The 19376-nt window shown below is 69.9% G+C and carries 21 protein-coding genes; 12 read left to right on the top strand and 9 right to left on the bottom strand.

Annotated elements, in window-relative coordinates; translation table 11 throughout:
• Window positions 1–172: 172 nt before the first annotated feature.
• Together ACFVKT_RS21105 and ACFVKT_RS21100 are read left to right on the top strand one after the other, a co-directional pair.
• Window positions 173–691 (top strand): cupin domain-containing protein, encoded by a 519-nt coding sequence (locus tag ACFVKT_RS21105; protein ID WP_385733639.1) that lies wholly within the window; start codon window positions 173–175, stop codon window positions 689–691.
• Window positions 692–816: 125 nt separating this feature from the next.
• The gene (locus ACFVKT_RS21100; protein ID WP_385733637.1) at window positions 817–1392 is read left to right on the top strand and encodes an ester cyclase; all 576 of its coding nucleotides are present in this window, start codon (window positions 817–819) and stop codon (window positions 1390–1392) included.
• 66 nt (window positions 1393–1458) lie between these two features.
• On the opposite strand, the gene ACFVKT_RS21095 is transcribed toward ACFVKT_RS21100, so the two are convergent.
• Window positions 1459–2019, bottom strand: coding sequence for an NADPH-dependent FMN reductase (locus ACFVKT_RS21095; RefSeq protein WP_385733635.1), 561 nt, complete (start codon window positions 2017–2019; stop codon window positions 1459–1461).
• Between the two features lie 134 nt (window positions 2020–2153).
• Here ACFVKT_RS21095 and ACFVKT_RS21090 point away from each other — a divergent pair, with 134 nt between their 5' ends.
• Together ACFVKT_RS21090 and ACFVKT_RS21085 are read left to right on the top strand one after the other, a co-directional pair.
• Window positions 2154–2579, top strand: coding sequence for a MarR family winged helix-turn-helix transcriptional regulator (locus ACFVKT_RS21090; RefSeq protein ID WP_385733633.1), 426 nt, complete (start codon window positions 2154–2156; stop codon window positions 2577–2579).
• 46 nt (window positions 2580–2625) lie between these two features.
• Window positions 2626–3690 carry an LLM class flavin-dependent oxidoreductase gene (locus ACFVKT_RS21085; RefSeq protein ID WP_385733632.1) on the top strand — a complete coding sequence of 355 codons (1065 nt, stop codon included), beginning with the start codon at window positions 2626–2628 and terminating at the stop codon, window positions 3688–3690.
• A 40-nt stretch (window positions 3691–3730) separates the two neighbouring features.
• Here ACFVKT_RS21085 and ACFVKT_RS21080 read toward each other — a convergent pair whose 3' ends face one another.
• Window positions 3731–4939: a flavin-containing monooxygenase gene (locus ACFVKT_RS21080; protein ID WP_385733630.1), complete on the bottom strand. Its 1209-nt coding sequence runs from the start codon at window positions 4937–4939 to the stop codon at window positions 3731–3733.
• A gap of 321 nt (window positions 4940–5260) precedes the next feature.
• On the opposite strand from ACFVKT_RS21080, the gene ACFVKT_RS21075 reads away from it, so the two are divergent.
• The 3 genes from ACFVKT_RS21075 to ACFVKT_RS21065 all read left to right on the top strand — a co-directional run bounded on the left by ACFVKT_RS21075 (window position 5261) and on the right by ACFVKT_RS21065 (window position 6884).
• Window positions 5261–5713, top strand: coding sequence for a DoxX family membrane protein (locus tag ACFVKT_RS21075; protein ID WP_385733628.1), 453 nt, complete (start codon window positions 5261–5263; stop codon window positions 5711–5713).
• Window positions 5710–6159 (top strand): Zn-ribbon domain-containing OB-fold protein, encoded by a 450-nt coding sequence (locus ACFVKT_RS21070; RefSeq protein WP_385733626.1) that lies wholly within the window; start codon window positions 5710–5712, stop codon window positions 6157–6159. The genes ACFVKT_RS21075 and ACFVKT_RS21070 overlap by 4 nt, the downstream gene beginning before the upstream one ends.
• Before the next feature lie 122 nt (window positions 6160–6281).
• Window positions 6282–6884: a GNAT family N-acetyltransferase gene (locus ACFVKT_RS21065; protein WP_385733624.1), complete on the top strand. Its 603-nt coding sequence runs from the start codon at window positions 6282–6284 to the stop codon at window positions 6882–6884.
• A 12-nt stretch (window positions 6885–6896) separates the two neighbouring features.
• On the opposite strand, the gene ACFVKT_RS21060 is transcribed toward ACFVKT_RS21065, so the two are convergent.
• Window positions 6897–7574: a pyridoxal 5'-phosphate synthase gene (locus ACFVKT_RS21060; RefSeq protein WP_385733622.1), complete on the bottom strand. Its 678-nt coding sequence runs from the start codon at window positions 7572–7574 to the stop codon at window positions 6897–6899.
• Between the two features lie 33 nt (window positions 7575–7607).
• On the bottom strand, window positions 7608–8033 hold the full coding sequence (locus tag ACFVKT_RS21055) for a pyridoxamine 5'-phosphate oxidase family protein (protein ID WP_385733619.1): 426 nt from the start codon (window positions 8031–8033) through the stop codon (window positions 7608–7610).
• Between the two features lie 370 nt (window positions 8034–8403).
• Here ACFVKT_RS21055 and ACFVKT_RS21050 point away from each other — a divergent pair, with 370 nt between their 5' ends.
• Window positions 8404–9057, top strand: a complete 654-nt coding sequence (locus ACFVKT_RS21050) for a GtrA family protein (RefSeq protein WP_385734212.1) — start codon at window positions 8404–8406, stop codon at window positions 9055–9057.
• Between the two features lie 25 nt (window positions 9058–9082).
• Here ACFVKT_RS21050 and ACFVKT_RS21045 read toward each other — a convergent pair whose 3' ends face one another.
• A complete protein-coding gene (locus ACFVKT_RS21045) occupies window positions 9083–10285 on the bottom strand; it encodes an acetyl-CoA acetyltransferase (RefSeq protein WP_385733617.1) in 1203 nt (400 codons plus the stop codon).
• 109 nt (window positions 10286–10394) lie between these two features.
• Between ACFVKT_RS21045 and ACFVKT_RS21040 the strand changes: the two genes are divergently transcribed.
• Entirely contained in the window at window positions 10395–11639 is a 1245-nt protein-coding gene (locus ACFVKT_RS21040) for an acyl-CoA dehydrogenase family protein (RefSeq protein WP_385733615.1), read from the top strand.
• Complete coding sequence (locus ACFVKT_RS21035) at window positions 11639–12163, top strand: nitroreductase family deazaflavin-dependent oxidoreductase (RefSeq protein ID WP_385733613.1); 525 nt, start codon at window positions 11639–11641, stop codon at window positions 12161–12163. Before ACFVKT_RS21040 ends, ACFVKT_RS21035 begins: the two co-directional genes overlap by 1 nt.
• A 168-nt stretch (window positions 12164–12331) precedes the next feature.
• Here the strand turns inward: ACFVKT_RS21035 and ACFVKT_RS21030 are convergent, their stop codons facing one another.
• Entirely contained in the window at window positions 12332–12967 is a 636-nt protein-coding gene (locus ACFVKT_RS21030) for a TetR family transcriptional regulator (protein WP_384382019.1), read from the bottom strand.
• Window positions 12968–13171: 204 nt separating this feature from the next.
• On the opposite strand from ACFVKT_RS21030, the gene ACFVKT_RS21025 reads away from it, so the two are divergent.
• Both ACFVKT_RS21025 and ACFVKT_RS21020 read left to right on the top strand, forming a co-directional pair.
• Window positions 13172–13939: a VOC family protein gene (locus ACFVKT_RS21025; RefSeq protein WP_385733612.1), complete on the top strand. Its 768-nt coding sequence runs from the start codon at window positions 13172–13174 to the stop codon at window positions 13937–13939.
• 307 nt (window positions 13940–14246) lie between these two features.
• A complete protein-coding gene (locus tag ACFVKT_RS21020; RefSeq protein WP_385733610.1) occupies window positions 14247–16562 on the top strand; it encodes a PQQ-binding-like beta-propeller repeat protein in 2316 nt (771 codons plus the stop codon).
• 283 nt (window positions 16563–16845) lie between these two features.
• Here ACFVKT_RS21020 and ACFVKT_RS21015 read toward each other — a convergent pair whose 3' ends face one another.
• Genes ACFVKT_RS21015 through ACFVKT_RS21005 form a run of 3 tightly spaced genes read right to left on the bottom strand, consistent with a single transcriptional unit; the run spans window position 16846 to window position 19242 of the window.
• A complete protein-coding gene (locus ACFVKT_RS21015; RefSeq protein ID WP_385733608.1) occupies window positions 16846–17625 on the bottom strand; it encodes an enoyl-CoA hydratase/isomerase family protein in 780 nt (259 codons plus the stop codon).
• Window positions 17622–18083, bottom strand: coding sequence for a Zn-ribbon domain-containing OB-fold protein (locus tag ACFVKT_RS21010; RefSeq protein WP_385733607.1), 462 nt, complete (start codon window positions 18081–18083; stop codon window positions 17622–17624). The genes ACFVKT_RS21015 and ACFVKT_RS21010 overlap by 4 nt, the downstream gene beginning before the upstream one ends.
• A gap of 7 nt (window positions 18084–18090) precedes the next feature.
• Complete coding sequence (locus ACFVKT_RS21005) at window positions 18091–19242, bottom strand: lipid-transfer protein (RefSeq protein WP_385733605.1); 1152 nt, start codon at window positions 19240–19242, stop codon at window positions 18091–18093.
• Between the last annotated feature and the right edge of the window lie 134 nt (window positions 19243–19376).

Below are 19376 nucleotides of genomic sequence, written 5' to 3'. Positions count from 1 at the left end.
ATTCGCCTCGATTCGGCTGTGACGATGACGAACTCCGGCGCTCTCGTCCGCGTCTTCCAGCGTTACGCCACTCTCGGCGCCGTTCCCGGCGACCGGCGCGGCTTTTGCTGTTGGTGCGAGTCCGAGTCGGGGCATCCGCTCTCACCCGCTCCACGATTGAAAGGCTATTGAGATGAGCTTGCCGTTTCATGACGACCAGGATCCGAATTATCTGAAGAGTGGAGCTTTGTACGTTCCCGCGGGAGAGGGGCTGAGTAAGTGGTTCTCCGGGGATACATACACGATCAAGGCCTCAAGTGAGACCACGAATGGCTCACTCGGACTGGTGGAAGCCACGGTTCCCCCGGGCAACGGGCCGGTCGCTCACGTTCATACCAGGACTGATGAGGCGTTCTATGTCCTCAATGGAGAAGTGGAGATCCTGGATGGTGAGCGAACGTTTACGGCCGGCGCAGGTGACTTCGTTTTCGTCCCGCGAGGAACGAGGCATCGGTTCAAGAATACCGGCGTGCATGCTGCCAGGATTTTGTTCATGTTCACTCCGCCCGGCGAGGAGCGCGTATTCATGTACGGCGACGAAGCGCAGCCCGGTCAGTCACCGACCCGCTGGACGCTGGAGCGTTTCGCCACTCCGGAGATTCTGAAATTCAACGAGGAATCCGGTGTTGTCATTCTCCCTGAGGCCGACTGAACTCCGGCGAGGGCGATTCAAAAATGATGACGATCACGGATGTGTCCCGGCGCTCGGTCCGCAGCTTTGCCGCGCGTGATTGTCGAGCTGAATAGATTCTTCAGTCGCGAGAGGAAGTGAACGCAATGAGAACAGATACCAAGGGTCTCGCAGAGGGACTTTTCCAGGTCCTCGTGACGGGTGATCCGGCGCTGGCCGCCGACGTGGTGGGCGACGACTTCCACAACCGCGAAGCGGCCGTGTCGCCCCCGGCCTGCTCGCTTCCCGGGCCTGCGGGGGTTCTCGCCTCGGGTGCATGGATGCGGTCGGCCTTCAGCGACCTGCGCTTCCCCGTCCTCGGTATCACCGGCAACGACGACCAGGTCTGGATGCGGCTGCGTATGCAGGGCCGCCACACCGGCCCCTTCGTCCGCTTCCGCGCTGGCGCCCTCGACCAGGCCATACCCCCCACACGGCGCGAAATCGACTTCGAGCAGATTCACGTGCTCGACATCCGAGACGGCAGGGTGGCCGGCCATGAAGCGGTGCGCGACGACATCACCATGCTGGGCCAGCTCGGCGTATTTCCTCCGGCACCGGCCACCGCGCTGAGCATGCTCGCCTGGCGGGTGTCCGGACGAGCCGCTCGCGCGGCCGCTCATGTCACGGCACAGTCGGCCGAAGCGGCCGCGCTGCTGGGGGGAGACCAGAGCTGGATCTGACTGGCTGATCCCGTTGAACCGTCGATCCCCCCCCAGCCCGAAGGTCACCGGGTCCCAGACGTGATCTCAGCCGGCGCGGAGCGGGGCCAATGCCTGGCTCCAGGCCACGACCTGGTCGAGCGTGGTGGTAAGTGCGTTGCGCTGGAAGTCGGTGGGCTTGAACACGCTGAAGTTCTCGAAGTCGGTGAACAGGGACAGCGCGACCTGGGCGCGTACGTCGGCCATCTGGAGTTCGCCGGCTATCAGGCGCAGGTGTTCAACGGCGCGAGTGCCGCCGGCCGAGCCGTAGCTGACGAATCCGACGGCCTTGTTGTTCCACTCGGCGTAGAGGAAGTCGATGGCGTTCTTCAGTGCACCGGAGGTGGAGTGGTTGTACTCCGGCGTCACCATGACGTAGCCGTCGAACGAGGCGATCTTGCTGGCCCAGCTCAGGGTGTGCGGCTGCGTGTACTGGCCCATCGACGGCGGGTACGCCTCGTCGAGGTGCGGGAGCTTGAAGTCGAGCAGGTCGACAAGCTCGAACTCCGCGTCGGTCCGCTGTGCGGCGACCTCGAGTACCCACTGGGCGACGGCCGCCCCGTTGCGCCCGGGGCGGGTACTGCCGAGGATGATCCCGATCTTGGTCATAGCGCTACGCCTTCCCATTGATCCATTTGATCCATCCGCGAATATCCTTGTTCCGTCAAGTAATCACATAGCCCTTGATTCGTCAAACAAGTAAGATGAGAGACATGTCGACCTCTGAGCAGCCACTGCGACCCATGAGTACAGACGAGGAAGCCCTCGTGCGCGAGCTCAGCCGGGTGATGATCGCCCTGCCTCGCGTGGTCGACGCCGACATGATGCGAGAGCAGCACATCCAACTCTCCGAGTACACGACGCTGATGTTTCTGTCCGAGGCCCCGAACCGGCTGATGCGCATGAGCGAGCTCGCCGCCACCGGCACCCTCTCCCTGAGCGGGATGACCCGCATCGTCACCCGCCTGGAGAAGCAGGGACTGGTCGAACGGGTCAGGTGCACCGAGGACGCCCGAGGGTGGAACGCCGTCCTCACGGATGCGGGCCTCGCCCGGCTGGAAGAGGCGTGGCCCGCCCACCTGGCCAGCGTCCGGCGCCACATCCTCAATCACGTCGAGGGCACCGACCTGGCCCAACTCATCAACGCACTGCGGCACTTCGCGACATGACCCACCTTGTGACGCGCGCCGGAACGAGAACCCGAGGAGTACGACCATGACCGACCACTCGATCGATCCAACCGGTGCCGGTGACATCACGCTCGGGCTCGACACCTTCGGCGACGTGACGAATGACGCCGAGGGCAGACCGCTGACGCACGGCGAGACCATCCGCGGACTGGTCGAGGAAGGCGTCCTCGCCGACCACGTCGGCCTGGACCACTTCGCGATCGGCGAGCACCACACCGAGACGATGCCGCTCTCCGCCGCCGACATCGTGCTCGCGGCCGTCGCCTCGCGCACCTCGCACATCCGCCTCGGTTCCGCGGTCACGGTGATCAGCTCCGACGACCCCGTCCGGGTCTTCCAGCGCTACGCCACCCTCGACGGCGTCTCCGGCGGTCGCGCCGAGGTGATCCTCGGCAGGGGATCGAGCACCGAGTCCTTCCCGATCTTCGGCTATGACCTGAACGACTACGAGGAACTGTTCGAGGAGAAGCTCGACCTCTTCGCCGAGTTGCTGCGGGAGAAGCCTGTCACCTGGTCGGGCAACACCCGTCCGTCGCTCGACGGCCTCTCCATCTACCCGCACAGCGAGTCGGGAGCGATCCCGACCTGGGTCGGCGTCGGCGGCAGCCCCCAGTCGGTCGTCCGGACCGCCAAGTACGGCTTCTCGCTGATGCTCGCGATCATCGGCGGCGACACGGCCCGCTTCGCACCGTTCTCCCAGCTGTTCCAGCAGGCACTGGAGAAGTTCGGACAGCCCCGGCGGCCTGTCGGAGTTCATGCTCCCGGCCATGTCGCGGCCACCGATGAGCAGGCGGTGGAGGAGTTCCTGCCCGCTTTCGAGACCGTGATTCGCGGCGTGGCCAAGCAGCGAGGTTTCCGCACCCCCACCCGCGAGAGCCTCATGCGCGATGTTGGCCCCGGCGGCGCGCTGCACGTGGGATCACCGGAAACCGTGGCCCGCAAGATCACCGCGACACTCAAGGAACTCGACGCGACCCGCTTCGACCTCAAGTACGCGATGGCCGGCATGCCGCACAGCGCGCTCCTCACCAACATCGAGCTCTACGGCACCAAGGTGGCACCCCTGGTACGCGAGATGATGGGCTCCTGAGGCCCGGCGTTCGTTGGTCCTGCGGGGCGGGGCGGCGGGATCAGGGTGTGGCTGACGACGGTTTCCGCATCACCGAGTGGCGGGCGACCGCCTTCGCGATCTTCTCGGCGTCGAGGGCGAGTTCGCGGAACATGCCGGAGATGGGGTTGGTGAAGCCGCTGAAGTAGAGGCCGGGGGCGTTCCTCGGGGTCCGGGCGCCGTGCACGACCGGCTTGCCGCGCGCGTCCAGTACGTCGAGGTGGCCGACGAGCCCCTCCAGGGCGCGGACGTAACCGGTCGCGGCGATCACCACGTCCGGGCCGATCCGGTTCCCGTCGGCGAGGGCGACCTTGCCGTCCTCGAAACCGTCCACCGCGGCCACGATCTCGACCCGGCCCTTGCGGACGGCGTCGATGAGACCCACGTCCTGGACGGGGATGGAGCCTTCGTTGACGCGTGAGTAGAGGCCGGTGTCGGGGCGGGGCAGCCCCTGGGCGGAGAGGTCGGGGACGCTCAGCCTGGCCATCGGCCCGGCGAGGCGGTCGACGAGGCCGACCGGCAGCCGTCGTACGACGATGCCTGTGAACTGGGCGGCCCACCCGGCCGTCGAACGGCGCACGATGTGCGGGGCGGTCCGGACGGAGAGCCGGACGCGCGAGGCGCCGCCCTCGATCAGGTCCACGGCGATCTCGGCGCCCGTGTTGCCGACGCCGACGACGAGGACGTCGCGGCCGGTGTAGGGGGCGGGGTTGCGGTAGTCGCCGGCGTGCAGGAGTTCGCCTGTGTAGCTGTCGCGGCCGGGCCAGTCGGGGATGTGGGGGGTGTGGTTGTAGCCGGTGGCGATGACCACCGCGCTGCCGGTCAACTCCCGTCCGCCGGTGGCGTGCAGCAGCCAGCCGTCGCCGCCCGGGGCGGGCTCGACGCGCGAGACCTCGACGCCCGTCACGATCTCCAGCTGGTGGTGTTCGGCGTACTTCTCCAGGTAGCGCACCACGTTGTCTCGTGACACCCACCGTCCGAACGTGCGCGGCATGGACAGACCGGGAAGCGACGACAGCCGCCGCGTGGTGTGCAGATGCAGCCGGTCGTAGTGGCGCCGCCAGGATGCCCCGACGTGCTCGGACTTCTCCAGCACGACGGCGCGTACACCCTGCGCGCGCAGCGCGTAAGCCGCGGCGAGTCCGCCGGGGCCGCCGCCGATCACGTACACGGGGCGGTCTTCGTGGGACGGCACCGGATGCGGCGTCGAGGAAGCAGAGGAGTCGGCCATGTTCGTGAGCGTAATCACGCAGTTACTTGATAGGTCTCGGTCAAGCCCGGAATCGGTTGCGAACTGATCACGGCTGTAGGAGGGGTGGGTGGGGCTCGTGGCGTAGGTCACTTGGTTGTGCCGGGTGCGTGGAGGGGGGAGGGGGTGGGTGTGCCGGTGGTGGGTGGAGGGCTCGCGTCGGGTGGCTCGGGGGCCGTCAACCGGGGGCGGGAGAGAAGGCTTGAGCGTCGGGAGTGCGCGCCGGGGCGTACGCCTCTTGCGTGTGCGGTCCCGTGCGGTGAAACTGACGTACCGTCAGAAACCGAGGGAGTGGGGTCGCCCATGGACACGATCTGGCTCAGCGGGGCGGAGTGGCTGGCCGTGCTCCGTATCGGGCTCGGGCTGTGGTGGCTGGAGAGCTGGCGGCACAAGGACAAGAAGGCGTGGTTCGAGCGGGGGAGCGGGATCGCGTGGGCGGCGGACATCGCGGCGAAGCACCGGTGGAACGCGGTCCGGAGCGGCTTCGACACCGTCGTCGCGCCGCGCCCGCGGACCATGGCGTACGTGGTCGCGTACGCGGAACTCGCGCTGGGACTCGGGCTGATCCTCGGCTTCCTGACGCCGATCGCCCTGGTCGGAGGGCTGCTCCTCAACCTTCTCTACCTCGTCCTCATGATCCACGACTGGGCCGAACAGGGCCAGAACTCGATGATGGCGCTGATCTCGGTCGTCGCTCTGTTCGGGATGTCGTGGCAGACGTGGTCGCTGGACGACGCGATCGGGCTGTTCCGGTGAGTGGGTCGGCGACCTGGGGGTTCGACGTCCCCGAGGTGGACGGGTTCGACGTCCCCGAGGTGGACGCCTTCACGCGGCCGTACTGGGACGCGGCGGCGGAGGGCCGGCTGCTGGTGCGCCGCTGCGGGGGATGCGGGCGGGCACACCACTACCCCCGGGAGTTCTGCCCGCACTGCTGGAGCGAGGACGTGCGGTGGGAACCGGCCAGCGGGCGCGCCACGCTCTACACCTGGTCAGTCGTGCACCGCAACGACCTCCCGCCGTTCGGCGAGCGAGTCCCGTACGTCGCCGCCGTCGTCGACCTCGCGGAGGGGCCGCGGATGATGACCGAGGTCGTGGAGTGTGCGGAGGGGGCGCTGCGGGTCGGGATGGAGCTGGGGGTGACGTTCCGGGGCGTGGGGGGCGTGGAGGAAGTGCGGGTGCCCGTGTTCCGGCCGTGGGGGTGAGTCGTACGCGGCGTGCGGACTGTACGGGGAGACCTTTTCCCCCCCGTATACGGTCGGTGCTCGGTGTTCGGTGTTGCGTCCCCGGGTGAGGGCCGTACGCGCTGAGGCGTTTCAATGGATGGATGGCCGACATCCACGAGCATTACGCCCTCCATCCCTTCCCCGAGAAGCGTGGTCACGGTCTGCGGCTGCGCCCGTGGAACGCCGAGTCCGACGTCGATGTGTCGGCGTGGCTGCGCGGGCTGTCCGACCCGGAGTTCCAGCGCTGGAACACGCCGCTGAAGATCGTCCGGGACATCGACGGCGCGCGTGAGTCGCTCCGCTCGCGTGCCGAGGCCGCGACGGACGCGAGCGGAGTCTCCTTCTGCGTCACGGAGGCGGACACCGGCCAAGTGCTCGGCCACATCGGCGTCAACGAGATCGACCACGTCATGAGCTGCGCCCGCGTCGGCTACTGGGTCCTCCCCGAGGCCCGCGGCCGCCGGGTCGCCACCCGCGCCCTGCTCGTCGCCACCCGCTTCGCCTTCACCGACCTCGGCCTGCACCGCCTGGAACTGGGCCACGCCCTCGGCCACGACGCCTCCTGCCGCGTCGCCGAGCGCTGCGGATTCCCGCACGAGGGGACGCTGCGGGGCGCGATGTTCGAAGCGGGACGGCACGACGCGTTCCGGGACGTGCATCTGCACGGGCGGGTGGCCACGGATCCTGAGCCAGCGGCGCCGTAGTGACCTCCGGCCTCACGGCCACAGCAGTTCCCTGAGCCAACCGGATTCTGTGCGGTGGTAGTTGAGGCGTACGTGGCGTCTGTGGGGGTCGCCCTGGAAGAACTCCGCCTCGGTCGGGCGGAGGTGGTAGAGGGTCCAGGTGGGGACCGGGGTGGTGGGGTCACGCTCGGCCTGGGACCAGGCCGCGTCGGACGCCTGCTCCAAGTCCTTCTGGGAAGGCAGGACTTCGCTCTGGTGGCCGACGAGGGCGGCGGCCAGCGCACCGGTGGAGCGGGCGTGCAGGTCGGCCTGGCCCGCCTCGGGAGGGGCGATGGTGACGGGGCCGCGGAGGCGGATCTGGCGGCCCTGTGCGGGCCAGTAGAAGCCGAGGGCGGCGTACGGGCGGGCGGCCAGTTGCCGGCCCTTGCGGCTCGTCGCGTGCGACGCGAAGGACCAGCCCGCCGCGTCCGCCCCGTGCAGCATCACCGTACGGACGTCCGGCAGCCCGTCCGCGTCCGCGGTGGCGAGGGAGACGGTGTGCGGCTCGGTCTGGCCCGCCGCCACCGCCTCCGCGAACCACCGCTCGAACAGCGGCAGCGGCTCGTCGGGCGCCGCCCCCGGATCGAAGGGGGGCAACTCGGTGTCCCAGACCCGTTGGGACCGCAGGAGACGGACGAACTCGGCGGACGGGTCGGCATGGTCGGCGCTCATGCCCCGATTGTCACGTGAGATTCACGTACCCGCTCACACCGAGCCGAGGTCGGACGAGACCCAGTGTTCGGGCTGCATGTGGATGACCACATTGGTGCCTTGTTCCTTCCAGGCGAAGTCGACGTAGGCGTCGACCTTTTCGGCCGGGAGGTAGCGCGCCGAGATCTCATGAAGCTGTTCGCGGGTGGCGAGAGTGGTGTCGAGTACAGGACCCTCGACCGACACGTACCGGATGGTGGGTTCGAGCCGGTCGACCAGCAGCGTGAACCGGCCCGCCGCGCTGATCAGGCTGGTCTTGCGGGAGTCCTGCCCCGTCATGATCCACACGATGCCGCCGGGCTCGTACTGGTACCAGATCGGCACGGTGAGCGGGGCCCTTCCCTCCCCCGCGTCGACCGCGATCGCGGCGACGTGCGGCTCGGCGAGAAAGGCTTCGCGTTCTTCGCGGGTCAGGGCCATGTCGGTCTCCTCCATGCTGCGGGCGGGCTGCGAACGGTGGCTGTCTGCGTCAGCGTGCCCGGTGCCGCTCCCTATTCCTGGCGACCGACACACCCGTGGGCACCCGGCCCATGGTGGGGCTAGCCGTACCCCCGGTTGGGTAGCGCACCTCCTCGTGCTGAGGCGCGGGCGACGACATCGTTGAACCCAGTTGATCCCAGGGGTTCATGGCCCTGACTCCAGAGGCTCAAGGCCCCTGATTCCAGAGGTTCACGGCCCCGTCCGGAAGGAAACCCCTCGCATGAACTCGCTGCTGTTGTCGAAGCCGGAGACGGCGTTCGTGGCGCGGGGTTGCGATTCCGAGCCGACGGAGATCGGTATCGCTATCGGTATGGACGGCGTACGCCGGATCCGGGCGGTTCCCGTGACCGCGGTACCTCCGACCGTCCCCGCGACCCCGGCGGCCCCCGGCCCGCTCGCCTCCTTCGCCCGGTTCGTGCTCTGCGGCGGCGGTGTCGGGCTCCTCTCCAGTGCCGCCGTGGCGCTGCTCGCGGGTGCGCTGCCCTGGGCCCTGGCGAACGCGCTGATCACCGTCGCCTCCACCCTCCTCTGCACGGAGTTGCACGCACGCTTCACCTTCGGGGCCGGGCGGCGTGCCGGATGGCGCCAGCACTGGCAGTCGGCGGGATCGGCCGTGGGTGCCTACGCGGTGACCTCCGCCGCGATGCTCGTACTGCACCTGATGCAGTCCTCGCCCGGCATGCTGACGGAGCAGGTCGTCTACCTCAGCGCCTCCGGGCTCGCCGGAGTCGGAAGGTTCCTGGTGCTGCGGCTGTTCGTCTTCGCCAGCCGTAGCGGTAGCGGCAGCGGTGGCGTGGGCGGTAACGAGGGCGGTATCGGTGGCGTGGGCGGTAACGAGGGCGGTATCGGTGGCGTGGGCGGTAACGGTGGCCGGAACCGGATATCGGTGTCGGCGAAGACCCCGCGCTGGACGACCGTTTCCCAACGGCCAGGACCGAACCTGCTGGCCCTCTCGGTGAGTTGAGGCGCGGGCCGGGCCGGTCGCGAACTCACCCCCGCCCCAGCACCACCGTCCCCGAAGAACAGAACCAGCCGCCCGTCCCGGAGGCGACCGCCAGCTCCGGCAGGTGCCCGCCGTGCTTTCTCACCTGGCGCTCCCCGGCCTCGCCGCGCAACTGCCGTACGGCTTCCACCAGCAGGAACAGCCCCCGCATCCCGGGATGTTGGGCCGACAGTCCGCCGCCGTCCGTGTTGACGGGCAGTTCCCCTCCCACCAGCAGCCGGCCCTTCGCCGCGTCCACGAACGAGCCCCCCTCGCCCTTCTCGCAGAAGCCGAGGTCTTCCAGCGTCACGAGCGTCATGTAGGTGAAGGCGTCGTAGATCTCGGCCAGGTCGATCTCGTCCGGGCGGACCCCCGCGCGGGAGAAGGCGAGGCGGCCGCTCACCGCCGCCGGGGAGACGGTGAAGTCCGCCCACTCGGACATGGCGGTGTGCGAGACGTGCTCGCCGGTGCCGAGGACCCAGACAGGCGCGGTACGGCAGTCCCGTACGTAATCCTCGGCCGCCAGCAGGACCGCCGCGCCGCCGTCGGAGCGGATGCAGCAGTGCAGCTTGGTGAAGGGGTCCGCGATCATCGGGCCCGACAGGACGTCGTCGACGGTGATCGGATCGCGGAACATCGCCTCCGGGTTCGCCGCCGCGTTCGCGCGGGCCTGGACGGCGACCGAGGCGAGCTGTTCCAGGGTCGTGCCGTACTCGTGCATGTGGCGGCGGGCCGCCATCGCGTACTTGGCGATGAGTGTGTGGCCGTACGGGACCTCGAACTGGAGGGGGCCCCGGGCGCCGAAGGAGAGGTTGCCGGTGCGGCGGCCCGCCTTGATGTCGGCGCGGGCGGTGGAACCGTAGACCAGCAGGACGGCGTTCGCGTGGCCGGCCGCGATCGCGTCGGCCGCGTGGGCCGCCATGACCTCCCAGGTGGAGCCGCCGACGGAGGTCGAGTCGACCCAGGCCGGCCGCAGCCCCAGGTACTCGGCCACCTCGATGGGCGCCAGCGTGCCGAGGCCCGCCGAAGCGAAACCGTCGACCACCTCACGGCCGAGCCCCGAGTCGGCGAGCGCGCGGCGGGCTGCCTGGGCGTGCAGTGCGTACGGGGTTGCCTCGTCGACGCGGCCGCAGTCGGAGAGGGATACGCCGACGACGGCGACCTTGCGCTTACCGGAAGTCCTGGCTTCGCTGGGAGTTCCTGGCGACATGAATCTGACGGTACATCAGATGATGGTGGGTGGGGAGGGGTCGCAGGCCTGTGCATTCCTCTGGCGCAGGCCTAATATGACGGTCCGTCAGATCTGGGGAGGAGGCCGCATGGACACCCGTTTCACCGCCGAGCAGGAGGAGATCCGGCGCACGCTGAGGGAGTTGCTGGTCAAGCGGTGCGGGCCGGAGGAGGTGCGGGCCGCCGTGCGAAGCCCCGACGGATACGATCCCGCGCTCTGGGACGCGCTCGCGCAGCAGCTCGGGCTGCCCGGTCTCGCCCTTCCGGAGACGTACGGCGGCGTCGGCTGCTCGGTCACCGAACTCGCCCTCGCCTGTGAGGAGTCGGGGCGCGCACTCGCCCCCTCGCCACTCCTGTCCACGGCCGTCCTCGCGGCCCCGCTGATCCTGGCCCTGGGTACCGAGGCACAGCGCGCGGAACTGCTGCCCCGCCTCGCCTCCGGCGAGCTGACCGCCGCCCTCGCGGTGCCGGGCGCGCGGCTTGCGACCGTGCTCGGGCTGGTGGGTGACAACCGCGGGGACTGGGCGGGCGGCGGCCGCGCCGGTGGCATCCAGGCTCGGCAGGTCGACGGTGTGTGGCGGCTCTATGGGCAGGCGGCACAGGTGCTCGACGGACACAGCGCGGGGCTGCTCGTGGTGGCTGCGCACACAGGGGGCTTCGTACGGGCCCGGACGCTGCTGTTCCTCGTACGGGTGGGGGGCGCGCGAGCGGGGGACAGGGCTGCCGACGGGCTCGTGCGGGTCCGGCAGACGTCCCTCGACGAGACGCGGCCCCAGGCCCGGATCGAACTCCGTGATGTAGCAGCCGAGTTGCTCGGGGACGAGGGCGCCGATGTCCCCGGAGCGCTCGCCGCGGTCGGGGACGTGGCCGCCGCCGTACTCGCCGCCGAGGCCGTGGGAGCCGCCGACCGGGCGCTGGAACGGACGGTCGAGTACGTGCGGCAGCGGGAGCAGTTCGGACGGGCGATCGGGTCGTTCCAGGCGGTGAAGCACCGGCTGGCGGATGTGTATGTGGGGGTGCAGGCGGCCCGGTCGGCGGCGTACTACGCGGCTTGGGCTGCCGGTACCGACCCTGGCCGCGGCGCTGAGCGGGTGGGTGGGCTCGCGCTCGCTCAGGCGCTGGAGGCGCTGCGGGTCGCCGCGTCCGAGGGGATCCAGTTGCACGGCGGGATCGGGTTCACCTGGGAGCACGAGGCTCATCTGTACTTCAAGCGGGCGGCCGGCGACGAGCTGCTCTTCGGGCCGGTGCATCGGCTGCGGGGGTATGCCGCGGATATGGCGCACTTGTTCGACAGCGGTAGCAGTAGCAGTAGCCGTGGAGAGGTGGCCGTGTGATGCCCCAGGGCAGGGTCAGGGCTAAGGCCGGCGGCAGGCTTCCGGGAGTCCGGCTGGTGCAGAAGGTCTCCTCGACCCGGGCGTTCGCACGGGTCGCCCCGCATGTCGTTCCCGCGCTGGACCGTGTGGTGCACCGGCTGACGCGCGGCAAGGTGCTGCTCAGTGCGCAGATGCTGCCGGGGGTCATCCTCACCGTGCGTGGCGCCAGGAGCGGGCTGGATCGGCGTACGCCGTTGGCCTGTATGCCCGAGGGTTCGGCGGCTGCCGCCGCTCCGGGGAGCTGGATCCTCATCGGCTCCAACTTCGGGCGCCCGGATCACCCCGCCTGGACCGCCAATCTCCTCGCGCATCCGGACGCCGCGATCAACTGGAAGGGCGAGGGCATCGCCGTAACCGCTCATCTCCTGGAGGGGGACGAGCGGGCCGCGGCCTGGAAGGCGGTGGTGGCGTTCTGGCCGCCGTACGTCACCTATCAGGAGCGGATCGACCGGGAGATCCGGTTGTTCCGGATCGTACGGCGCTGAGCTCGTCCGAAGGTGGAGCAGGTCCGGACCGTACCGCGCACACAGCGCAGCGGGCGGCAGTCCACCGGGATGGATGGACTGCCGCCCGCATGACAGGAGTTGGACCACTGGACGGGGAGGGGCAAGAGGGAGGGGCAGGGGTGGGGGCAGGAAGGGCGTGAAGGATGGTTACTTCGTGGGCTTCTTGCCCGTCACGCCCAGGTGCACCAACAGCGCCAGATTCGGCTTGAGTTCAGCCTGCTTGACGCCCCACGACTGGAAGCCCCTCTGATGCGAGGCCACCGCCGCGAGCATGGCGACGAGGGAACCGGCCATCGCTGCCGGGTTCACGTCCTTGTCGACCTTGCCCTTGGACTGGAGCTCGGTGACCGTGTCCGTAAGGGAGTTGTTCACGGAGTTGAGGATCTTCATACGGATCTTGTAGAACCGTTTGTCGCCCTCGGCGGCACCCAGATCGACGACCCTGAGGATCGCGTCGTTGCGCCGCCAGAACTCCAGGAAACCGTCGACGAGTTCCTGCGAGGTCTGCCAGCCTGCCTTGCCGACCCAGGAACGGCCGTCGAGCAACTGGGTCAACCCGGCGCCCTCCGTGGCCATTTGCTCGGCGATCTCCAGGACGGCACCTTCGACGTCCGGGAAGTACTGGTAGAAGGTCGCGGGTGAAGTACCCGCCTTCCGGGCGACATCAATGACTTTGACGTCCCGGTAGGGCGAGGAGCTGAGCATCTCGCTGAGGCAGTCGAGCAGCTTCTGCCGGGTCGCCTGCCCACGCCGCCCGGCCACGCGGCCGTCGACGGTACGCACTTGTCCTGTCATGCCGTCAGCTTACCGAGGGGTGATCGGAGCGCGATTCGGCCGACTGCAAATGGGGTGCGGCTGCTCATCACAGGGGCGGGTGTGCCTGTTCACACAGGGTGCGGGTGCCTGCTCACGCGGGGGTCCGGGTGCCCGTGCACAAAGGGATGCGCACGCTCTGCGGGATGCGTGAAGGCCCGTTAGCTTGGCCGCATGGCCGAATCCGCCCCTTTGCCCGAGAGCCCCGCCGCTTTCTCCGAAGGCGTCCCCTGCTGGGTCGACGCGCAGCTCGCCGATGTCGCCGCCGGCAAGCGCTTCTACGGCGAGCTCTTCGGGTGGACCTTCGAGGAGGGGCACCACCCGGACGAACCCGGGGCCCCGGCGCGAGGGGCCGTGCGGGCGCACCATCACGGCGAGCCCGTCGCCGCCCTCGTGCCCAAGCGGGACGGCCGGATGCCCACCGTCTGGACGGTGTACTTCGCGACGCCGGACGTCACCGCGCTCGCCGGCCGGATCGAGGCGGAGGGCGGTCAGCTGATCAACGCGCCGAGGCCGGTGGGCGACTTCGGCACGAGGGCCCTCGCGGCCGACCCGGAGGGCGCGGTCTTCGGCCTCTGGCAGGCCGGCACCCACCCCGGCTTCGGCAGGCGCTACGAGCCGGGCACCTTCTGCTGGGCCGAGCTGTACGCCCGGGACATGGCGACCGTCGACCAGTTCTACGGCACCGTCTTCCTGGAGGCCCTCTTCGGCCCCGACGCCTCCCCGGACTTCGGCAGGGCCCCCGTGTCCGACGTCTTCCCCGCCGAGATGCCGCCCCACTTCCTCGTCCACTTCGGCGTCGAGGACTGTGAGGCCGTCATCGGGACGGTGAACCGGCTCGGCGGACGCGTCCAGGCGCCGCCCTTCGACACGTCGTACGGGCGGGTGGCGGTGGTCACGGACAACCAGGGGGCGTCGTTCGCCGTACTTCAGCGGTCTTAGCCGATAGGCGGCGCCGCAGAGCTGTAATAGGCCGCAGAGCTGTAATAGAACGGCAGAGTTGTAATAGACATGGCGCAGCGGCCGTAAAAAACCTTGTGGGGGCCGTATACGGGGGTGGTGTCCCGGCCGCGCTCGGAAGTGCGGCCATTTTGTCCCAAGACACCCCGTTCCGCCCCCGGGTTCGCAACCATCGGCTCGGACAGGAAGAATCGGGGTGCGTGCCGCCATGGCGGTGCGGTGGTGAGACGCTGCACGGGGCCGCGTTCATACGTGGATGGCGTGGCCCGTACGGGGAGGTGGCAGGCAAGTGGTGGATCAGCTGACGCAGCACGATCCGCGTCGGATCGGGCCGTTCGAGGTGCTGGGGCGGCTGGGTGCCGGCGGCATGGGGCTGGTCTATCTCGCGCGCTCGGCTTCCGGCCGGCGCGTGGCGATCAAGACGGTCAGGACGGAGCTCGCCGAGGACCAGTTGTTCCGGGTCCGTTTCTCGCGCGAGGTCGAGGCGGCCCGGGCCGTGTCCGGCTTCTACACGGCGGCCGTGGTCGACGCCGACGCCCGCGCGGCCGTGCCGTGGCTGGCCACCGCCTATGTGCCCGCTCCCTCGCTGGAAGAAATAGTGAATGAGTGCGGGCCGATGCCGGCCCAGGCGGTGCGCTGGCTGGCCGCCGGTGTCGCGGAGGCGCTGCAGTCCATCCACGGCGCGGGCCTCGTCCACCGCGACCTGAAGCCCTCGAACGTCCTTGTCGTCGAGGACGGCCCGCGAGTGATCGACTTCGGTATCGCCTCCGGCGTCTCGAACACCCGGCTGACCATGACGAACGTCGCCGTCGGTACGCCCGCCTACATGTCGCCCGAGCAGGCCAAGGACTCGCGCAGCGTGACCGGCGCGAGTGACGTCTTCTCGCTCGGCTCGATGCTCGTCTTCGCCGCCACCGGCCACGCCCCCTTCCACGGTGCGAACCCCGTCGAAACCGTCTTCATGCTGCTCAGGGAGGGCCCGGACCTCGAAGGCCTGCCCGCCGAACTGCGCCCCCTCATCGAGTCCTGTATGCAGATGGAGGCCGCGGGCCGCCCCAACCCCGCCGACCTCCAGGCCCAGCTCGCACCCCACCTCTTCGGCTCCGGATCCGACGACAGCGGTACGGCGTCCGCGTGGCTGCCCGAGCGTGCGGTGACCCTGATCGAGCAGCGCCGAGGGGGCCGGCCGCCCGCGAAGCCCTCGCCGTCGGCGGGCCGCAGCGGCGGCGGGCGCGTACCGCCTCCGCCCGCGCACGCGCCCCTGCCCGTCGGGGCGCCCGACACCGGCCCAGTACGCCTTGCGGGCGGTCAGGTGCCCATCGGCCCGGGTCCGCGCGTTGCCGACGCTCGCGCCGCCGCCGTCAAGGCACCCCCTCCGGAGGCGGGCCTCGCCGCGTCCTGGTCCCGGCCGCGCGCCGGCGTGAACGGCGCAGACCCCGCGCCCGTCGCCGCGCCCCCCGCGCCGGACTCCCCGGCCGGCTGGCGGCCGTGGCGCTTCCGCATGTCGAACGACGTATGGGGTACGCCCGCGGTTGCCGACGACCTCGTCTACGTCACCTCCTTCGAGGTGCACGCCCTGGACGTCGCGACGGGCCGGCGCCGCTTCAAGACGCGGGACGTGGCCTGGTCCATGTCGGTGGCGGACGGCCGTATCCACGCCTCCGACGGCCCCACCCTCTTCGCCCTTGACGCCCGGGAGGGCGGCGACCTGTGGCGTCTTTCGACCGACGCCTGGGTGTACTCGCTCAAGGCCGACCGGGGCACCGTCGTCACCGGCACGCGCGGCGGCGGCGTACAGGCCTGGGAGGCCGCCAACGGCCACAAGCTGTGGGAGATCAGCGGCGCCCAGACCGACTTCGAGTCCCCGGAGGCCGGGCCCGCCGTCCACGACGGCACCGTGTACGTCTGGCAGGACGCCCGGCTGCGTGCCCTGGAGGCCCGTACCGGCGAGGAGCGCTGGTCCTACCCCATCGGTGACGCGGCCTCCTGCGGTGGCGTGCCGGTGCGGATCACCTCGGCGCCCGACGGGTACGTGTACATCTCCGCCGGCACCCGCGTCCTCGCCGTCGACGTGGCGAACGGCCACGTCCGCTGGCACTTCGAGGCCCCGGCGGTCTTCCTCTGCCCGCCCACCTTCGTGCCGGGTCCCGCCGTCACCGGCGGTGGCGTCTACCTCGCCGACTACCTCGGCACCGTGTACGCCCTCGACGCCACCGACGGCCGCGACCGCTGGCGCATCGCGACGGAGTCCCGTTCCTCGATCGAGCCGGTCCTTGTCGCCGCCGGTCACGTCCACGTCGGCAGCGGCAAGGGCCTCTACACCCTCGACGCCGTCACCGGCACGCCCAAGTGGCGCTTCCAGGCGGGCGGCGACCTCGTCGGCGCCCCCGCCGTCGCCGAGGGCCGCATCCACTTCGGTTCCACCGATCATCTGCTCTACACGCTGAAGGCGGACGACGGGCGCCTGCGGTGGAAACTCGCCACCGGCGGTGAGATCACCGGAGCCCCGGTGGTCAAGGACGGCGTCGTGTACGCCTGCAGCAAGGACCGGTGTGTGTACGCGCTGGACGCGGAGAAGGGGACGGGGACGGCTCGGACGGTGTGAGGGTTGGGGCGGTTTCTTCGCCCCCTCCGCCCCTGCCCGTCCCTTGTTCCTGGGGGCTGCCGCCCCCAGACCCCCGCTGTCGCGCTGAACGCGCTCGTCCTCAAACGCCGGACGGGCTGAAAGATCTATCCCGGCCGGGGAAATCTTCAGCCCCTCCGGCGTTTGAGGAGCGGGGGTCCAGGGGGCGGAGCCCCTTGGCGGGGTCTGGGGCGGAGCCCCAGGGACAAGGGACGGGTAGGGGCGGAGGGGGCGAGAAAACCACCCCCAACCCGCCGCACCCGCCTCAGCGGGTCCTGAACTCCGAGCCTCGGGCGGTGAACAGGGCCGCCTGGCGCTCGCTCGGCAGGTTGCCGAGGGAGATGAGGTGCGGGGCGTGGGCGAGCGCCTGGGTGCGGGCCGGCTCCTGGGCGGACCACAGGGCACGGACGGTCCCCTGGACAGCCTCCGCCGGATAGGAGGCGATGACCGCGGCGCAGGCCACGGCCGCCGCCAACGCCCCTCCGGGAGGCGCGAGTTCGGACACCAGCCCCACCTCATACGCCCGCCGCGCGGAAATCCGCTCAGCGTTCCCCATCAACGCCATCCGAGCCACCTCTCCGAACGGCATCCGCTGCGCCATGTAGATGGACTCGTACGCGCTGACCATCCCGTACGTGGTGTGCGGATCGAAGAACGTCGCCGCCTCGTCCGCGACGACGAACTCCGATTCCCCCAGCAGGTAGAAGGCGCCCCCGCACGCCATCCCGTTCACGGCCGCGATGACCGGCTTCCACAGGTCGTTCGCCTTCGGCCCGATGGCGAGGAGCGGATCGTCCACCATGTAGGGGGAGTTGGGCTGCGGAACATCGACGCCCCGGTCGATCCCCGTACAGAAGGCCCGCTCGCCCGCCCCGGTGACGACGAGGGCCCGTACGGAGTCGTCGTACCGGAACTCCCGCCATGCCGAGGCGAGTTGGGCGGCCGTCTCGATGTCGATGGCGTTGAGCTTCTCCGGCCGGTCGAGGGTCAGGACGGCGACCCCGGTGTCCTTGTCGGTGGTGACGCGCAGACCGCCGCCGCTCACGGCCGGTCCAGGATCCAGCGGGGCATACACACGCCGTCGGCATCGGCCTCGGTGAAGACCACCTGCACCCGCGCCCCGATCCGAATCCGTTCCACCACAACGGAGTTGAGCGGCGCGTCGGCCCCGCTCACCAGATTCCCCACCAGCCGGATCCGCGGCGCCTCCGCGAGCTCGACGACGATCGCGTTGTACGGGGCCTGCGCGGCGTAGGCGGGAAGGAGCGGCGGATGCGGGACGACGTACGACCAGACGCGCCCCCGCCCGCTCATCCTGCGCCACTCGCTCGCGAAGGAGTGGCAGTGCGGGCAGCAGGGGCGGGGCGGGAAGCGGAGTTCGCCGCAGTCGGCGCAGGCCTGGATGCGGAGTTCGCCGCGGGCGGCGTACTGCCAGAAGGGGGCGCCGTCGTCGTCGGGGACGGGGGAGAGGAGGGTGGTCCCGTCGGTCTCGTCGTCTCTCATGGGTTGGTCAACTCCTCAGCAGGAGGGCGGAAGTCGGGACGCCTTCGCCGGCTGTGACCAGGCAGGTGGCGGCGCCCGGCACCTGGGCGGTGCTGGTGCCCCGCAACTGCTTCACCCCTTCGTTGATGAGGTTGAAGCCGTGCACGTAGGCCTCGGAGAGACCGCCTCCCCCCGTGTTCATGGGCAGCCGTCCGCCGATCTCCAGCGCACCGCCCTCGGTGAACCCGGCGCCCTCGCCCTTCGCGCAGAAGCCGTACCCCTCCAGGGAGAGCGGTATGAGAGGGGTGAACGCGTCGTAGATCTGGGCGACATCCACATCGTCCGGCGTGAAGTCGGCGTGTTTCCAGAGGTGTCGGGCGGCGGTCCAGGCGGGTCCGGTGAGCGGGTCGTCGTTCCAGTAGTTGACCATGCCGTGGTGCTGGGCGGGCAGGCCCTGCGCGGCGGAGTGGACGTAGACGGGCCGCCGTCGGCAGTCGCGCGCCCGCTCGGCCGATACGACAACGCACGCCAACGCGCCATCAGTTTCAAGGCAGTTGTCGAAGAGGCAGAGGGGTTCGCTGATCCAGCGGGAGGTCATGTACATCTCGCGGGTGAGGGGGCGCTCGTACATGATCGCGGCCGGGTTCTGGTTGGCGCGGTTGCGGCAGGCGAGGGCGACGTTGAAGAGGTGGTCGCGGGTCGCGCCGTACTCGTGCATGTAGCGGCGTGCCAGCATGCCGATCTCGTCGGCGGGTCTGAGCAGCCCGAAGGGGCGTGTCCACTGGGCGGGGGTGGGGAGTTGGGTGGTGGTGTTCTTCCATGGGCGGGGGCCGCTGCCCCGCTTCCGTGACCGCCAGGCGACACCGACCGTGGCCTGTCCGGTGGCGACGGCTGCGGCGAGATGCGCGACGGTGGCGCACGAACCCCCGCCCCCGTACCCCACTTTGCTGAAGAAGCTGAGGTCGCCGAAGCCGACGGCCTTCGCCACCTCCACCTCGTCGGTCTCCTCCATGGTGTAGGAGGCGAGCCCGTCGACCTCGGCGGGCTCGATCCCGGCGTCGTCGAGGGCGGCGAGGACCGCACGACAGGCCAAGGCCTTCTCGGACTCGGGGAGTTGCTTCGCGAACGCGGTCTGCCCGATGCCGACGATGGCGGTGGCGTCCTTGATCCCCTGCGGCATGGTCCTGGGAGTGGTGGCCCTTTTCGTTGCTCTTGTCGCGGTCCTTGCCATGTGCGCGCACCTCCGCACGGAGTCCCGACTGCTGACAGGGCGTCAGGCTACAGCTAATCTGACGGTCAGTCAGCAGTTGCGTT

This window comes from Streptomyces sp. NPDC127595 (genome assembly GCF_042671685.1).
In the GTDB taxonomy this organism is placed as follows: domain Bacteria; phylum Actinomycetota; class Actinomycetes; order Streptomycetales; family Streptomycetaceae; genus Streptomyces.
The sequence above is the reverse complement of the archived record's forward strand: the minus strand, read 5'-3'. Positions and strand labels throughout refer to the sequence as shown.

What these genes read in the sequence shown, in the direction of transcription:
- ACFVKT_RS21100 (WP_385733637.1), top strand. Translation starts at nt 817, where the DNA reads ATGAGAACAGATACCAAGGGTCTCGCAGAGGGACTTTTCCAGGTCCTC.
- ACFVKT_RS21040 (WP_385733615.1), top strand. Translation starts at nt 10,395, where the DNA reads ATGGACACCCGTTTCACCGCCGAGCAGGAGGAGATCCGGCGCACGCTG.
- ACFVKT_RS21075 (WP_385733628.1), top strand. Translation starts at nt 5,261, where the DNA reads ATGGACACGATCTGGCTCAGCGGGGCGGAGTGGCTGGCCGTGCTCCGT.
- ACFVKT_RS21080 (WP_385733630.1), bottom strand. Translation starts at nt 4,939, where the DNA reads ATGGCCGACTCCTCTGCTTCCTCGACGCCGCATCCGGTGCCGTCCCAC.
- ACFVKT_RS21105 (WP_385733639.1), top strand. Translation starts at nt 173, where the DNA reads ATGAGCTTGCCGTTTCATGACGACCAGGATCCGAATTATCTGAAGAGT.
- ACFVKT_RS21045 (WP_385733617.1), bottom strand. Translation starts at nt 10,285, where the DNA reads ATGTCGCCAGGAACTCCCAGCGAAGCCAGGACTTCCGGTAAGCGCAAG.
- ACFVKT_RS21025 (WP_385733612.1), top strand. Translation starts at nt 13,172, where the DNA reads ATGGCCGAATCCGCCCCTTTGCCCGAGAGCCCCGCCGCTTTCTCCGAA.
- ACFVKT_RS21090 (WP_385733633.1), top strand. Translation starts at nt 2,154, where the DNA reads ATGAGTACAGACGAGGAAGCCCTCGTGCGCGAGCTCAGCCGGGTGATG.
- ACFVKT_RS21055 (WP_385733619.1), bottom strand. Translation starts at nt 8,033, where the DNA reads ATGGCCCTGACCCGCGAAGAACGCGAAGCCTTTCTCGCCGAGCCGCAC.
- ACFVKT_RS21035 (WP_385733613.1), top strand. Translation starts at nt 11,639, where the DNA reads ATGCCCCAGGGCAGGGTCAGGGCTAAGGCCGGCGGCAGGCTTCCGGGA.
- ACFVKT_RS21050 (WP_385734212.1), top strand. Translation starts at nt 8,404, where the DNA reads ATGGACGGCGTACGCCGGATCCGGGCGGTTCCCGTGACCGCGGTACCT.
- ACFVKT_RS21060 (WP_385733622.1), bottom strand. Translation starts at nt 7,574, where the DNA reads ATGAGCGCCGACCATGCCGACCCGTCCGCCGAGTTCGTCCGTCTCCTG.
- ACFVKT_RS21065 (WP_385733624.1), top strand. Translation starts at nt 6,282, where the DNA reads ATGGCCGACATCCACGAGCATTACGCCCTCCATCCCTTCCCCGAGAAG.
- ACFVKT_RS21010 (WP_385733607.1), bottom strand. Translation starts at nt 18,083, where the DNA reads ATGAGAGACGACGAGACCGACGGGACCACCCTCCTCTCCCCCGTCCCC.
- ACFVKT_RS21005 (WP_385733605.1), bottom strand. Translation starts at nt 19,242, where the DNA reads ATGCCGCAGGGGATCAAGGACGCCACCGCCATCGTCGGCATCGGGCAG.
- ACFVKT_RS21085 (WP_385733632.1), top strand. Translation starts at nt 2,626, where the DNA reads ATGACCGACCACTCGATCGATCCAACCGGTGCCGGTGACATCACGCTC.
- ACFVKT_RS21095 (WP_385733635.1), bottom strand. Translation starts at nt 2,019, where the DNA reads ATGACCAAGATCGGGATCATCCTCGGCAGTACCCGCCCCGGGCGCAAC.